At 68.6% G+C, this 13,177-nt stretch carries 13 protein-coding genes and 1 pseudogene; 12 read left to right on the forward strand and 2 right to left on the reverse strand.

Annotation, left to right across the window (positions count from 1 at the left end; translation table 11 throughout):
- Positions 1 to 213 precede the first annotated feature (213 nt).
- The 12 genes from VXM69_RS14195 to VXM69_RS14250 all read left to right on the forward strand — a co-directional run bounded on the left by VXM69_RS14195 (position 214) and on the right by VXM69_RS14250 (position 10,766).
- On the forward strand, positions 214 to 942 hold the full coding sequence (locus VXM69_RS14195) for a YebC/PmpR family DNA-binding transcriptional regulator (protein ID WP_034190768.1): 729 nt from the start codon (positions 214 to 216) through the stop codon (positions 940 to 942).
- Positions 943 to 1,047: 105 nt separating this feature from the next.
- The gene (gene purD / locus VXM69_RS14200; protein ID WP_034190767.1) at positions 1,048 to 2,328 is read left to right on the forward strand and encodes a phosphoribosylamine--glycine ligase; all 1,281 of its coding nucleotides are present in this window, start codon (positions 1,048 to 1,050) and stop codon (positions 2,326 to 2,328) included.
- A gap of 118 nt (positions 2,329 to 2,446) precedes the next feature.
- Positions 2,447 to 3,370 carry an oxygen-dependent coproporphyrinogen oxidase gene (gene hemF / locus VXM69_RS14205; protein ID WP_034190766.1) on the forward strand — a complete coding sequence of 308 codons (924 nt, stop codon included), beginning with the start codon at positions 2,447 to 2,449 and terminating at the stop codon, positions 3,368 to 3,370.
- Positions 3,371 to 3,384: 14 nt separating this feature from the next.
- On the forward strand, positions 3,385 to 4,110 hold the full coding sequence (locus VXM69_RS14210) for a nicotinate-nucleotide adenylyltransferase (protein WP_226104024.1): 726 nt from the start codon (positions 3,385 to 3,387) through the stop codon (positions 4,108 to 4,110).
- Positions 4,111 to 4,114: 4 nt separating this feature from the next.
- On the forward strand, positions 4,115 to 4,555 hold the full coding sequence (rsfS, locus tag VXM69_RS14215) for a ribosome silencing factor (protein WP_367189768.1): 441 nt from the start codon (positions 4,115 to 4,117) through the stop codon (positions 4,553 to 4,555).
- Between the two features lie 18 nt (positions 4,556 to 4,573).
- Positions 4,574 to 5,044, forward strand: a complete 471-nt coding sequence (gene rlmH / locus VXM69_RS14220; protein ID WP_006484265.1) for a 23S rRNA (pseudouridine(1915)-N(3))-methyltransferase RlmH — start codon at positions 4,574 to 4,576, stop codon at positions 5,042 to 5,044.
- Between the two features lie 51 nt (positions 5,045 to 5,095).
- Positions 5,096 to 5,728: a nucleoside triphosphate pyrophosphatase gene (locus VXM69_RS14225; protein ID WP_367189769.1), complete on the forward strand. Its 633-nt coding sequence runs from the start codon at positions 5,096 to 5,098 to the stop codon at positions 5,726 to 5,728.
- Between the two features lie 8 nt (positions 5,729 to 5,736).
- Complete coding sequence (gene rng, locus VXM69_RS14230) at positions 5,737 to 7,206, forward strand: ribonuclease G (RefSeq protein WP_034190763.1); 1,470 nt, start codon at positions 5,737 to 5,739, stop codon at positions 7,204 to 7,206.
- Positions 7,207 to 7,333: 127 nt separating this feature from the next.
- A complete protein-coding gene (locus VXM69_RS14235; RefSeq protein WP_367189770.1) occupies positions 7,334 to 7,669 on the forward strand; it encodes a YggL family protein in 336 nt (111 codons plus the stop codon).
- Between the two features lie 267 nt (positions 7,670 to 7,936).
- A complete protein-coding gene (locus VXM69_RS14240) occupies positions 7,937 to 8,899 on the forward strand; it encodes a PRC-barrel domain-containing protein (protein ID WP_367189771.1) in 963 nt (320 codons plus the stop codon).
- Complete coding sequence (locus VXM69_RS14245) at positions 8,896 to 10,158, forward strand: MFS transporter (RefSeq protein WP_034190760.1); 1,263 nt, start codon at positions 8,896 to 8,898, stop codon at positions 10,156 to 10,158. Before VXM69_RS14240 ends, VXM69_RS14245 begins: the two co-directional genes overlap by 4 nt.
- Positions 10,159 to 10,199: 41 nt before the next feature.
- Positions 10,200 to 10,766: an FUSC family protein gene (locus VXM69_RS14250; RefSeq protein WP_034190759.1), complete on the forward strand. Its 567-nt coding sequence runs from the start codon at positions 10,200 to 10,202 to the stop codon at positions 10,764 to 10,766.
- Between the two features lie 56 nt (positions 10,767 to 10,822).
- On the opposite strand, the pseudogene VXM69_RS14255 reads toward VXM69_RS14250, so the two are convergent.
- Positions 10,823 to 11,202, reverse strand: a pseudogene (locus VXM69_RS14255) (RcnB family protein).
- Positions 11,203 to 11,296: 94 nt separating this feature from the next.
- Positions 11,297 to 13,048, reverse strand: coding sequence for a lipid A export permease/ATP-binding protein MsbA (gene msbA / locus VXM69_RS14260; protein WP_367190185.1), 1,752 nt, complete (start codon positions 13,046 to 13,048; stop codon positions 11,297 to 11,299).
- Positions 13,049 to 13,177 lie beyond the last annotated feature (129 nt).

Consider the following 13,177-nt stretch of genomic DNA (forward strand, 5'->3'; position numbering starts at 1 on the left):
CCGCACGGCCGCGCGGCGCGCGGTCCGGTCCGCGACGGCCTGCCCGGCCGTTCGGCCAGGCGCGGCGGCCCCGAACCGGCGGTCGCCGCGTGATAAAATCACGATCCACTCGATACGCGCGGCCCCGCGGCTTCATGCCCGCCGACACGGCCGCCGACTCAACGACACACTGAAACAATCGCCCGCGCCGCGCGCCCGGGCACGGAGAAAGGTATGGCTGGTCATTCGAAATGGGCCAACATCAAGCATAAGAAGGCAGCGGCCGACGCGAAGCGCGGCAAGATCTGGACCCGCCTGATCAAGGAAATCCAGGTCGCGGCGCGCCTCGGCGGCGGCGACGTCAACTCGAACCCGCGCCTGCGCCTCGCGGTCGACAAGGCGGCCGACGCGAACATGCCGAAGGACAACGTCAAGCGCGCGATCGATCGCGGCGTCGGCGGCGCGGACGGCGCGAACTACGAAGAGATCCGTTACGAAGGCTACGGCATCAGCGGCGCGGCGATCATCGTCGACACGCTGACCGACAACCGCACGCGTACGGTCGCGGAAGTTCGCCACGCCTTCTCGAAATTCGGCGGCAACATGGGCACCGACGGCTCGGTCGCGTTCATGTTCGATCACGTCGGCCAGTTCCTGTTCGCGCCCGGCACGTCGGAAGACGCGCTGATGGAAGCCGCGCTCGAAGCCGGCGCGAACGACGTGAACACGAACGACGACGGCTCGATCGAAGTGCTGTGCGACTGGCAGGAATTCTCGAAGGTGAAGGACGCGCTCGAAGCCGGCGGCTTCAAGGCCGAACTCGCCGAAGTGACGATGAAGCCGCAGAACGAAGTCGAATTCACCGGCGACGACGCGGCGAAGATGCAGAAGCTCCTGGACGCGCTCGAGAACCTCGACGACGTGCAGGACGTGTACACGAACGCCGTCATCGTCGAGGAATGAGATGCCGGCCGCCGCTCGCCTGTCGCGGGCGGCGGCCCGACCGATTCCGCGGCCGGCGCGCCTGAGCGTGCCGGCCGCCCTGTTTTCTAGTCTGCGGGGAATCCCATGAAACTACTCGTCGTCGGTTCCGGCGGCCGCGAACATGCGCTGGCGTGGAAGCTCGCGCAGTCGCCGCGCGTCCAGATGGTCTACGTCGCGCCCGGCAATGGCGGCACGGCGCAGGACGAGCGTCTGAAGAACGTCGATATCACGTCGCTCGACGCACTCGCCGATTTCGCGGAAAGCGAAGGCGTCGCGTTCACGCTCGTCGGGCCGGAAGCACCGCTCGCGGCCGGCATCGTCAACCTGTTCCGCGCACGCGGCCTGAAGGTCTTCGGCCCGACCCGCGAAGCCGCGCAGCTCGAAAGCTCGAAGGATTTCGCGAAGGCGTTCATGAAGCGCCACGGCATCCCGACGGCCGACTACGAAACCTTCGCCGACGCGGCCGCCGCCCACGCGTACATCGACGCGAAGGGTGCGCCGATCGTCGTGAAGGCCGACGGCCTCGCGGCCGGCAAGGGCGTCGTGGTCGCGATGACGCTGGAAGAAGCGCACGCAGCCGTCGACATGATGCTGTCGGGCAACAAGCTCGGCGATGCCGGCGCGCGCGTCGTGATCGAGGAATTCCTCGACGGCGAGGAAGCGAGCTTCATCGTGATGGTCGACGGCAAGCACGCGCTGGCGCTGGCTTCGAGCCAGGACCACAAGCGCCTGCTCGACGAAGACCGCGGCCCGAACACCGGCGGCATGGGCGCGTATTCGCCCGCGCCGATCGTCACGCCGCAGATGCACGCACGCGTGATGCGCGAGATCATCATGCCGACCGTGCGCGGGATGGAGAAGGACGGTATCCGCTTCACGGGCTTCCTGTACGCGGGCCTGATGATCGACAAGGACGGCAATCCGCGCACGCTCGAGTTCAACTGCCGGATGGGCGACCCGGAAACGCAGCCGATCATGGCGCGCCTGAAGAGCGATTTCTCGAAGGTCGTCGAGCAGGCGATCGCGGGCACGCTCGACACGGTCGAGCTCGACTGGGACCGTCGCACCGCGCTCGGCGTCGTGCTGGCCGCGCACGGTTATCCGGACGCGCCGCGCAAGGGCGACCGCATCAACGGGATCCCGGCCGAGACCGAGCAGGCCGTGACGTTCCATGCGGGCACCACGCTCGGCGACGGCGACAAGCTCGTGACGTCCGGCGGCCGCGTGCTGTGCGTGGTCGGCCTTGCCGATTCCGTGCGCGAAGCGCAGCAGCATGCGTACGACACGATCAACCAGATCAATTTCGAAGGCATGCAGTACCGCCGCGACATCGGCTTCCGCGCGCTCAACCGCAAGAGCGCGTGACGTCGCAATCGCCGCCCCGCCCCCGCGCGGCGGCGGCTCCTCTGCCGGGGTTCGATAGAATGCCCGGCAGAGGCCTTTTTTACGGCCCCCGCTTCGGGCGGGGGCGCCCAGTCCAGACATGACCGATTCGACCTACGACGTGGCGCGCGTGCGCACGTACCTCCAGGGCCTGCAAACACGCATCGCCGACGCGCTCGGTGCGCTCGACGGCACGCCGCTCGCGACCGACACGTGGCAGCGCGGGCCGGCCGAACGCCTGCGCGGCGGCGGCTGCACGCGGATTCTCGAAGGCGGCCGCGTGTTCGAACGCGCGGGGATCGGCTTTTCCGACGTCGCGGGCGACGCGCTGCCGCCGTCGGCGAGCGCGGCGCGCCCGCAGCTCGCGGGCCGCGGCTTCGAGGCGCTCGGCGTGTCGCTGGTACTGCACCCGCGCAATCCGTACTGCCCGACCGTCCACATGAACGTGCGGATGCTGATCGCGACGAAACCGGGCGAGGCGCCCGTGTTCTGGTTCGGCGGCGGCATGGATCTGACACCCGTTTACGGTTTCGAGGACGACGCGCGGCATTTCCACCAGACCTGCAAGGATGCGCTCGACCCGTTCGGCGCCGAACTCTACCCGCGCTTCAAGAAATGGTGCGACGAGTATTTCTTCCTGAAGCACCGCAACGAAATGCGCGGCATCGGCGGGATCTTCTTCGACGATTTCTCCGAGCCCGGTTTCGAACGCTCGTTTGACCTGATGCAAAGCGTCGGCGATGCGTTCCTGCAGGCCTACCTGCCGATCGTCGAACGCCGCGCCGGGCTGCCGTACGGCGAGCGCGAGCGCGACTTCCAGGCGTATCGCCGCGGCCGTTACGTCGAATTCAACCTCGTGTTCGACCGCGGCACGCTGTTCGGCCTGCAAAGCGGCGGCCGGACCGAGTCGATCCTGATGTCGATGCCGCCGGTCGCGAACTGGCGCTACAACTGGCAGCCCGAACCGGGAACGCCCGAAGCGCGCCTGTACAGCGACTTCATCGTGCCGCGCGACTGGGTGTGAGCCCGCGCGCCCCGCTGCCCCAAGGAAAGGACGCGTTTCTGGACACCACCGCCCGCCCCGCCCCGCTGCCGCGTCGTATCGGCTTGCTGGGCGGTACTTTCGACCCGATCCACGACGGCCATCTCGCGCTCGCGCGCCGGTTCGCCGAGTTGCTCGGCCTGACCGAACTCGTGCTGCTGCCCGCCGGGCAGCCGTACCAGAAGCGCGACGTGTCGGCCGCCGAGCACCGGCTCGCGATGACGCGCGCGGCCGCCGGCTCGCTGTCCCTGCCGGGCGTGACCGTGACCGTCGCCACCGACGAGATCGAGCACGCCGGCCCGACCTACACGGTCGAGACGCTCGCGCGCTGGCGTGAGCGCATCGGTGCGGATGCCTCGCTGTCGCTGCTGATCGGCGCCGACCAGCTCGTGCGGCTCGACACGTGGCGCGACTGGCGCAAGCTGTTCGACTTCGCGCACATCTGCGTGTCGACGCGCCCGGGTTTCGACCTGGGCACCGCGCCGCCGGACGTCGCGCGGGAAATCGCCGCGCGGCAGGCCGGCGCCGACGTGCTGAAGGCCACGCCGGCCGGCCACCTGCTGATCGATACGACCCTTTCGTTCGACATCGCCGCGACCGACATCCGCGCGCACCTGCGCGAATGCATCGCGCGCCATGCGCAAATGCCCGATGCGTCGGCCGAGCATGTGCCGGCCGCCGTATGGGCCTATATTCTTCAACATCGCCTCTACCATTCCTGAATCCATGGATATTCGCAAACTGCAGCGCGTGATCGTCGACGCCCTCGAAGACGTCAAGGCGCAAGACATCAAGGTGTTCAACACCAGCCACCTGACCGAACTGTTCGACCGCGTGGTCGTCGCATCGGGCACGTCCAACCGCCAGACCAAGGCACTCGCCTCGAGCGTGCGCGACAAGGTCAAGGAAGCCGGCGGCGACATCGTCAGCTCCGAAGGCGAAGACACCGGCGAATGGGTGCTGGTCGATTGCGGCGACGCGGTCGTGCACATCCTGCAGCCGGCCCTGCGCCAGTACTACAACCTCGAGGAAATCTGGGGCGACAAGCCCGTGCGGATGAAGCTCGGCGGCGACAAGGGCCCGAACGGCTTTGCCACGGCCAGCGAAGGCGACGAGGAAGCCGCGCCCGCACGCCCGGCGCGCAAGACGGCCGCCCGCCGCCGTTAAGCCGTCACGCGTGTTCCGATGAAGCTTTTCATCCTCGCGGTCGGCCACAAGATGCCGGGCTGGATCGCATCCGGCTTCGACGAATACACGAAGCGGATGCCGCCCGAGCTGCGCATCGAGTTGCGCGAAATCAAGCCCGAACTGCGTTCGGGCGGCCGCAGCGCCGAAAGCGTGATGGCGGCCGAGCGGCAGAAGATCGAAGCCGCGCTGCCGAAGGGTGCGCGCCTCGTCGCGCTCGACGAGCGCGGCCGCGACTGGACCACGATGCAGCTCGCGCAGGCGCTGCCCGGCTGGCAGCAGGACGGCCGCGACGTCGCGTTCGTGATCGGCGGCGCCGACGGGCTCGATCCGGAACTGAAAGCGCGCGCCGACGTGCTGCTGCGCATCTCGAGCATGACGCTGCCGCACGGGATGGTGCGCGTGCTGCTCGCCGAACAGCTTTACCGGGCGTGGAGCATCACGCAGAATCACCCCTACCACCGCGCATGACGTGTCGTCCTCGAGACGCGCGCCGCGCGCGCACACCGAGATAACGACACCATGCCGTCCAGCACGTCCCCCGCGCTTTTCCCGATCCTTTACCTCGCTTCCCAAAGCCCGCGCCGCCAGGAGCTGCTGCAGCAGATCGGCGTTCGCTTCGAACTGCTGCTGCCGCGCCCCGACGAAGATGCCGAAGCGCTCGAGGCCGAGCTGCCCGGCGAAGCCGCCGACGCCTACGTGCGGCGCGTGACCATCGCGAAGGCCGAGGCCGCGCGTGCGCGCCTCGTCGCGAGCGGCAAGCCGGCCGCGCCGGTGCTGGTCGCCGACACGACCGTGACGATCGACGGCGCGATCCTCGGCAAGCCGGCCGACGCGGACGACGCGCTCACGATGCTCATGCGCCTCGCGGGCCGCGAACACGCGGTGCTGACCGCCGTCGCCGTGATCGATGCCGGCGGCGAACTGCTGCCGCCCGCGCTGTCGCGCTCGTCGGTACGCTTCGCGGCCGCGTCGCGCGACGCCTACGCGCGTTACGTCGAAACCGGCGAGCCGTTCGGCAAGGCCGGCGCGTATGCGATCCAGGGACGCGCCGCCGAATTCATCGAGCGGATCGACGGTTCCCATTCGGGTATCATGGGTCTGCCCCTTTTTGAGACCGCGGCGCTGTTGCGCACCGCGCGTGTCGCCTTCTGAAGCCCACCATGAACGAAGAAATCCTGATCAACCTCACGCCGCAGGAAACGCGGGTCGCACTCGTGCAGCAAGGCGCGGTGCAGGAGCTTCACGTCGAGCGCACGCTGTCGCGCGGGCGGGTCGGCAACATCTATCTCGGCAAGGTCGTGCGCGTGCTGCCGGGCATGCAGTCGGCGTTCATCGACATCGGCCTCGAGCGCGCGGCATTCCTGCACGTCGCCGATATCTGGCATCCGCGCCTCGCCGGCGAACCGCAGTCGGGCACGCCGCACCAGCCGATCGAGAAGATCGTGTTCGAAGGCCAGACGCTGATGGTCCAGGTGATCAAGGATCCGATCGGCACGAAGGGCGCGCGGCTGTCGACGCAGGTCAGTATCGCGGGCCGCACGCTCGTCTACCTGCCGCAGGAGCCGCATATCGGCATCTCGCAGAAGATCGAGAGCGAAGCCGAGCGCGAGGCCGTGCGTGCGCGCCTGACGGCCGTGATCCCGCCGGACGAGAAAGGCGGCTACATCGTGCGCACGATCGCCGAGGATGCGACCTCCGACGAACTGGCCGGCGACGTCACGTACCTGCGCAAGACGTGGGCGACGATCGTCGCGCAAGCGCAGCGCTTGCCGGCGACGAGCCTGCTGTACCAGGATCTCGATCTCGCGCAGCGCGTGCTGCGCGATTTCGCGAACGACGACACGACGCGCATCCAGGTCGATTCGCGCGAGACGTACCAGCGCCTCGCGGAATTCGCGGGCGAGTTCACGCCGGCCGTGAGCCCGAAGCTGCACCACTACACCGGCGAGCGGCCGCTGTTCGACCTGTACAACATCGAGACGGAGATCCAGCGTGCGCTGTCGCGCCGCGTCGACCTGAAGTCGGGCGGCTACCTGATGATCGACCAGACCGAGGCGATGACGACGATCGACGTGAACACGGGCGGCTACGTCGGCGCGCGCAACTTCGACGACACGATCTTCAAGACCAATCTCGAGGCCGCGCATACGATCGCGCGCCAGCTGCGGCTGCGCAATCTCGGCGGGATCATCATCATCGACTTCATCGACATGGAGAACGCCGAGCATCGCGACGCGGTGCTGTCGGAGTTGAAGAAGGCGCTGTCGCGCGACCGCACGCGCGTGACGGTCAACGGCTTCTCGCAGCTCGGGCTCGTCGAGATGACGCGCAAGCGCACGCGCGAATCGCTCGCGCACGTGCTGTGCGAGCCGTGCCCGACCTGCCAGGGCAAGGGCCAGGTCAAGACGTCGCGCACCGTGTGCTACGACATCCTGCGCGAGATCCTGCGCGAGTCGCGGCAGTTCAATCCGCGTGAATTCCGCGTGATCGCCGCGCAGCAGGTGATCGACCTGTTCCTCGACGAAGAGTCGCAGCATCTCGCGATGCTGATCGACTTCATCGGCAAGCCGGTATCGCTGCAGGTCGAGTCGAATTTGAGTCAGGAGCAGTACGATATCGTGCTGATGTAGCGCTCCGCCCCTGCGCCGCCGGCATCGCCGCGCGGCGTCCGGATGCGGTGCCCGGGCCGCTCGCGCCTGTCGCGCCGGCGCCCGCCGCCGCCCTTTCATTCACCCCTTTTCGCATTCATCACCCACCATGAGCCAAGGCTACAACCGCCGCCAGCGCAAGAAACTCCATATCGGCGAGTTCCAGGAACTCGCGTTCAACGCCACCGCGCACTACCGCAACGACATGACCGATCTCGCGCGCGGCGAACTGATCGACGCGTTCATCGACTTCGTCGAGGCGAACGGGCTGATGACCGTCGCATCCGCGGACGAAGGCATCGGCGCCTACGTGATCTCCGGCGCGCCGCGCGGCACGACGACCGACGCCGATCGCGAGCTCGTGCGCGGCTGGCTGGCCGCCCGTCCGGAACTGACGGACGTCAAGGTCAGCGATTTCACCGACGCGTGGTATCCGGACGCCTGACCTTCCGGTTTCCTGCGCCGCGCATCGGGCCATGCGCGGCGCCCGCATCGTCGCCGATGACCGGGCGCCGCGGCGCCACGCTTCGCTTCACCTCGCCCGCCACCGATCCCTTCCTTTTCCCGACGGTCAGCCTGCGACAAGCCGTCGAAATCGGTCCTGAAAGCAAGACACGTTAAACTCTCACCTCGCGTGGTGCGCCGCCCGCACCCGCCATCCATCGCCAGCCGCGTGCCCTCGGGCCGCCCCCGACCCATGGAGTGAGTGTCAATGAGCGGCGGACTTCCGTTTCCCGCATCCCGCAAGTCGTTGCCGTCCTCGACGGTCTTCCTGATTCTCGCCGCCGTCGCGCTGCTGTCCGGCTGCGGGCTGCTGCCGGTCCAGAACCCGCCCGCGCCGATCAGCGAGGCGCTCGTCGAGCCCATCGAGGAAACCGCCGGCGAGCCGCTGACGATGCCGCCCGTGCCGGCGCCGACGCAACCCGAGGCGCCGGAAGCACCGAAGAAGCCGCACCGCGAAGTGACGCGGCCGAAGCCCGTGCAGCGGCCCGAATCGCCGACACCGCCACCGCCGCCGCCCCCGCCGATCGTCGCGACGCGCCCGCTCGACCGCACCCAGATCCACGCGCTGCTCGACAGCGAAGTCGCGCGCCGCAACGGCAAGGTGGTCGGTCGCGCGGTCGACATGGTGGTGGACGGAAGCGGCAAGCCGCGCGAGATGGTCGTCAACCTGCAGGGCTTCATGGGCGTCGGCGACCGCAAGGTCGTCTTCCCGTGGAACGTGTTCCGCTTCACGCCGGGCGGCAAACAGGAGCCGATCGTGCTCGACGTGCCGTCGGGCGACCTGCCGCCGGCCGCGCGGCCGAAGGCCGTGCCGCTGTCGGGTTCGGCCGCGGCGTCGCCCGCGACGCGGCTGCCGATGCTCGACAGCGACGTCGAGCGCCCGAACGGCACGAAGATCGGCCGCATCGTCGACGTGCTGATCGACCGCGCCGCGCAGCCGCAGGCGGTCGTGCTCGACCTCGGCGGCCTCGTCAATACCGACCGCCGCTCGATCGCCGCGAGCTGGGGCGCGCTGCGCTTCGTCACGCGCGACAAGGCGCTGCACCCGCAGCTCGACCTGAACGACGCGCAGATCAAGGCGTCGCCGCCCTACGCGGCCGACAAGCCGGTCGTCGCGGTCTACCCGCCCGTCGCGCCAGCCCCGGCTTCCTCTGCGAGTGCTGCCCGATGACGATCAAGCATTCCGTCAGCGTACGCAGTCTGCGGTCCCTCGACTGGCTCAACTTCTTCGTTGCAAACGTTCAAACCGGCTTCGGCCCGTTCATCGCGTCCTACCTCGCATCGCACAAGTGGACGCAGGGCGAAATCGGCATGGTGCTGTCGATCGGCACGATCAGCGCGATGGTCAGCCAGGTGCCGGGCGGCGCGGCCGTCGATGCGCTGAAGAACAAGAAAGGCGCGGCCGCCTGGGCGATCGCAGCCATCATCCTGTCGGCGGTGCTGCTCGCGTCGAGCCCGACGATCGTGCCGGTGATCGCCGCCGAGGTGTTCCACGGTTTCGCGAGCTGCATGCTCGTGCCGGCGATGGCCGCGATCTCGTTCTCGCTCGTCGGCCGCGCCGACCTCGGCGACCGGCTCGGCCGCAACGCGCGCTGGGCATCGATCGGCAGTGCGGTCGCGGCAGGCCTGATGGGGCTCACCGGCGAATACTTCTCCGCGCGCGCGGTGTTCTGGCTGACCGCCGTGCTGGCGCTGCCCGCGCTGTTCGCGCTCGCGATGATCCAGCCGACCCACGAAGTGATCCCGCAATCGTCGAAGCCCGACGATCACCACGACGAAGCCGGCGAACGCGAAACGCTGCTCGAACTGCTGCGCGACCGCCGGATGCTGATCTTCGCTGCGTGCGTCGTGCTGTTCCACCTGTCGAACGCGGCGATGCTGAACCTCGCGGCCGGCGAAGTCACGGCCGGGATGGGCGAGAACGTGCAGCTCGTGATCGCCGCGTGCATCATCGTGCCGCAGGCGATCGTCGCGATGCTGTCGCCGTGGGTCGGCCGCTCCGCGCAACGCTGGGGGCGCCGGCCGATCCTGCTGCTCGGCTTCTCCGCGCTGCCCGTGCGCGCGCTGCTGTTCGCCGGCGTGAGCAGCCCGTACCTGCTCGTGCCGGTGCAGATGCTCGACGGCATCAGCGCCGCCGTGTTCGGCGTGATGCTGCCGCTGATCGCGGCCGACGTCGCGGGCGGCAAGGGCCGCTACAACCTGTGCATCGGGCTGTTCGGGCTCGCGGCCGGAATCGGCGCGACCCTCAGCACGGCCGCGGCCGGCTACGTCGCCGATCACTTCGGCAACGCGGTCAGCTTCTTCGGGCTCGCGGGCGCCGGCGCGCTCGCGGTGCTGCTGGTCTGGCTCGTGATGCCCGAAACGCGTGTCGCAAACGGCGAGGCGGCGGCCGACGAGCCGGCTGCCGCCTCGCCCGAACAGGCGCACTGAACGCGGCGCGCCGCCGTTACCCGCTTCTTGGCCGACTCACGATGGATACGATCAGGACACTCAACGAAGCCCGCCAGCAAATCCAGCAGTCGATCTTCGATCTGTTCAAGGGGCTGTCATTCAGCGAACGGCTCGCGCAAGGCGGGCTGATGGCGCTCCAGGCCGTCTGCGGCGCGTGCCTCGCGTATGCGATCGGCCGCGCGATGCATACCGAGCAGGCCGTATGGGCGGCGATCACCGCGATCGCCGTCACGCAGCACAACTACTCGGACACGATGTCGCTGTCGCGCGACCAGTTCATCGGCGCAATGGTCGGCGGCATGCTGGGCTTCGCCGGTGCGGCGGTCGGCGGCGATCGCCTCGTCACGTATGCGATCACGGTCGCGGTCGTGATCGTCTGCTGCTGGTGCCTGAACGTCGGCAGCGCGGCACGGCTCGGCGGCGTGACCGCGACGATCGTGATGCTGTTCCCGGGCAACGGCCCGCTGTGGGACATCCCGCTGGTGCGGCTCGGCGAAGTGACGCTCGGCACCGTCTGTGCGCTGGGCGTGTGCTGGGTGATGTCGAGAATCGAGCGGCGCTGGTTCCGCCGCGCGCAAGCGAAGTGACGCGGCTACCCGGCGCGCATCGCGGCATCGCGATACGTGCCGGGCGCTCGGCAAGGTCAGTCGCCGATCCGCAGCACGATGCCGGAACCGATCTGCACCAGCAGGTGATCTCCGCCGACGCCAACCCATTGATAGCCGCGCGGCGGCGGGCTCAGGCGATAGCCGCGCCAGTCGTCGATCACGTACTGGCGATCGCGGAATTCGGGGGAAGCCGGTCCCCCTTGTGCCACTCGCGGCGCGGCTGGTCGGCCCAGCGCGGCGGCACGTCGTCCTCATGGCGCATCTGGCCGGGCGGCATGTGTTTCGGGCCATGGCCATGCTGCATGCCGTGGCCGCCCCGGTCGTCGTGGTTGCCGTGGTCCTGCGCCATCGCGGCCGGCGCGGCGCAACCCGCCGCGATCATCGCGGCCAGCATCATCCCGTGCATCTTCCTCATCGCGCTCTCCCTCCGTGTCGTCACGTCGAACGAAACCACTCGAACTGCCCGATGAAGACTAGCACACGGCACCGCGCGGCCGCATGACCGCGCGTTACGCGGCCTGCTGCTGGTACTGGATCCGGTGCAGGTGCGCGTAGAGGCCGCCGTGGCGCAGCAGTTCGTCATGGCTGCCCTCCTCGACGATCTTGCCGGCCTCGAGCACGAGGATGCGGTCCGCACGCTCGATCGTCGACAGCCGGTGCGCGATCACGAGCGTCGTGCGGCCTTCCATCAGCCGTTCGAGCGCGGCCTGCACGTGGCGCTCCGATTCCGAGTCGAGCGCCGACGTCGCTTCGTCGAGGATCAGGATCGGCGCGTCCTTGTAGATCGCGCGCGCGATCGCGAGCCGCTGGCGCTGGCCGCCGGACAGCCGCATCCCGTTGCCGCCGACGAGCGTGTCGAGGCCCTCGGGCATCGCGGCGACCGCATCGGCGAGGTTGGCGGCCTCGAGTGCGGCCTGCACGCGCGCGCGATCGGGCGTCTGCCCGTACGCGACGTTCGCGGCGATCGTGTCGTTGAACAGCACGACGTCCTGGCTGACCATCGCCATCTGGCCGCGCAGCGCATGGAGGTCGTAGTCGGAAACCGGCACGCCGTCGACCAGGATCGCACCGTCGGTCGGGTCGAAGAAGCGCGGCAGCAGGTTCACGAGCGTCGTCTTGCCGCTGCCGGACGGGCCGGCCAGCGCGATCATCTCGCCCGGCGCGACCTTGAACGAGATGCGGTCGAGCGTCGGCCGCTCGGCCGCGCCGTAGTCGAACGACACGTTGCGGAATTCGATCTCGCCGCGCGCGTGCGTCAGCGGCCGGCCGCCGCCCTGCGGTTCGGCCGGCTCGTCGATCAGCCCGAAGATCAGCTCGGCGGCCGTCATCCAGCGCTGCAGCGGCTGGTTGACGTCGATCAGGTGCTTGAGCGGCGAGATCACCAGCAGCATCGACGTGACGAACGCGACGAAACCGCCGACCGTCGTCTGGTCGTTCGACGACTGCACGACCGCGATCGTGATCACGACCGCGAGCGCGATCGACGCGAGGAACTGCGTGAGCGGCTGCGCGAGGCCGCCCGAGATCGTCATGCGCATCGCGTAGCCGCGCAGGCGCTTGCTCATCGTCGTGAAGCGGTCCATCTCGTACGCTTCGCCGTTGTGCACCTTGACGACCTTGTAGCCGCCGACCGTCTCCTCGACGATGTACGACAACTCGTTGGTGAGCGTCTGGTGCTCGCGGTTCAGGCGGCGCAGGCGGCGGTTGATCTTGCTGACGAGCCAGCCGATGCCGGGCAGGATCACCGCGACGATCAGCGTGAGCCGCCAGTTCAGGTAGAACAGATAGCCGAGCAGGAAGATCACGGTCAGCGAATCGCGCACGAGCGTGACCATCACGCCGGTCAGCACCGACAGGATCTGGTTGACCTCGAACACGATCGCGTTGATCACCGTGCTGGCGGTTTCGCGCTGGAAGAACGACGCGCCGGTGTGGAGCATCCGCTGGAACATCTCGAGCCGCAGTTGCAGCAGGATGCGGTTCGATACGTAGTTGAGCAGGTAATTCGACGTGTACTGCGACACGCCGCGTACGAGCGCGAGGCCGATCACCGCGATCGGCACGTACCATTTCGCGTTGTCGCTGCCGTGCGCGCCGAAACCGTGGTCGAGCAGCGGCTTGAGCAGCGCCGGGATACCGGCCTCGGTGGCCGCGACGACGCCCATCGTCATCACGGCGAGCACCACGATGCCGATCAGCGGCCGGATGTACGGCCACAGGCGCTTGAGGACTGTGACCGGCGAGGTGCCGGTGCCGTCCATCGGTTTGCGAAGTGTGTTCTGGGTTTCCAAGGCAATCCTTCTTGAGCCGCGATGCGGCGCCCGGCGCGTGGCCGCCCGGGCGTTCGCCCCTGTCGGGCGGGTGCCTAAAAGGGCCCAACATTATAGCCG

The organism is Burkholderia sp. Ed8, from assembly GCF_040761425.1.
GTDB lineage: Bacteria > Pseudomonadota > Gammaproteobacteria > Burkholderiales > Burkholderiaceae > Burkholderia > Burkholderia seminalis.

What these genes read in the sequence shown, in the direction of transcription:
- VXM69_RS14195 (WP_034190768.1), top strand. Translation starts at nt 214, where the DNA reads ATGGCTGGTCATTCGAAATGGGCCAACATCAAGCATAAGAAGGCAGCG.
- purD (WP_034190767.1), top strand. Translation starts at nt 1,048, where the DNA reads ATGAAACTACTCGTCGTCGGTTCCGGCGGCCGCGAACATGCGCTGGCG.
- hemF (WP_034190766.1), top strand. Translation starts at nt 2,447, where the DNA reads ATGACCGATTCGACCTACGACGTGGCGCGCGTGCGCACGTACCTCCAG.
- rsfS (WP_367189768.1), top strand. Translation starts at nt 4,115, where the DNA reads ATGGATATTCGCAAACTGCAGCGCGTGATCGTCGACGCCCTCGAAGAC.
- rlmH (WP_006484265.1), top strand. Translation starts at nt 4,574, where the DNA reads ATGAAGCTTTTCATCCTCGCGGTCGGCCACAAGATGCCGGGCTGGATC.
- VXM69_RS14225 (WP_367189769.1), top strand. Translation starts at nt 5,096, where the DNA reads ATGCCGTCCAGCACGTCCCCCGCGCTTTTCCCGATCCTTTACCTCGCT.
- rng (WP_034190763.1), top strand. Translation starts at nt 5,737, where the DNA reads ATGAACGAAGAAATCCTGATCAACCTCACGCCGCAGGAAACGCGGGTC.
- VXM69_RS14235 (WP_367189770.1), top strand. Translation starts at nt 7,334, where the DNA reads ATGAGCCAAGGCTACAACCGCCGCCAGCGCAAGAAACTCCATATCGGC.
- VXM69_RS14240 (WP_367189771.1), top strand. Translation starts at nt 7,937, where the DNA reads ATGAGCGGCGGACTTCCGTTTCCCGCATCCCGCAAGTCGTTGCCGTCC.
- VXM69_RS14245 (WP_034190760.1), top strand. Translation starts at nt 8,896, where the DNA reads ATGACGATCAAGCATTCCGTCAGCGTACGCAGTCTGCGGTCCCTCGAC.
- VXM69_RS14250 (WP_034190759.1), top strand. Translation starts at nt 10,200, where the DNA reads ATGGATACGATCAGGACACTCAACGAAGCCCGCCAGCAAATCCAGCAG.
- msbA (WP_367190185.1), bottom strand. Translation starts at nt 13,048, where the DNA reads ATGGACGGCACCGGCACCTCGCCGGTCACAGTCCTCAAGCGCCTGTGG.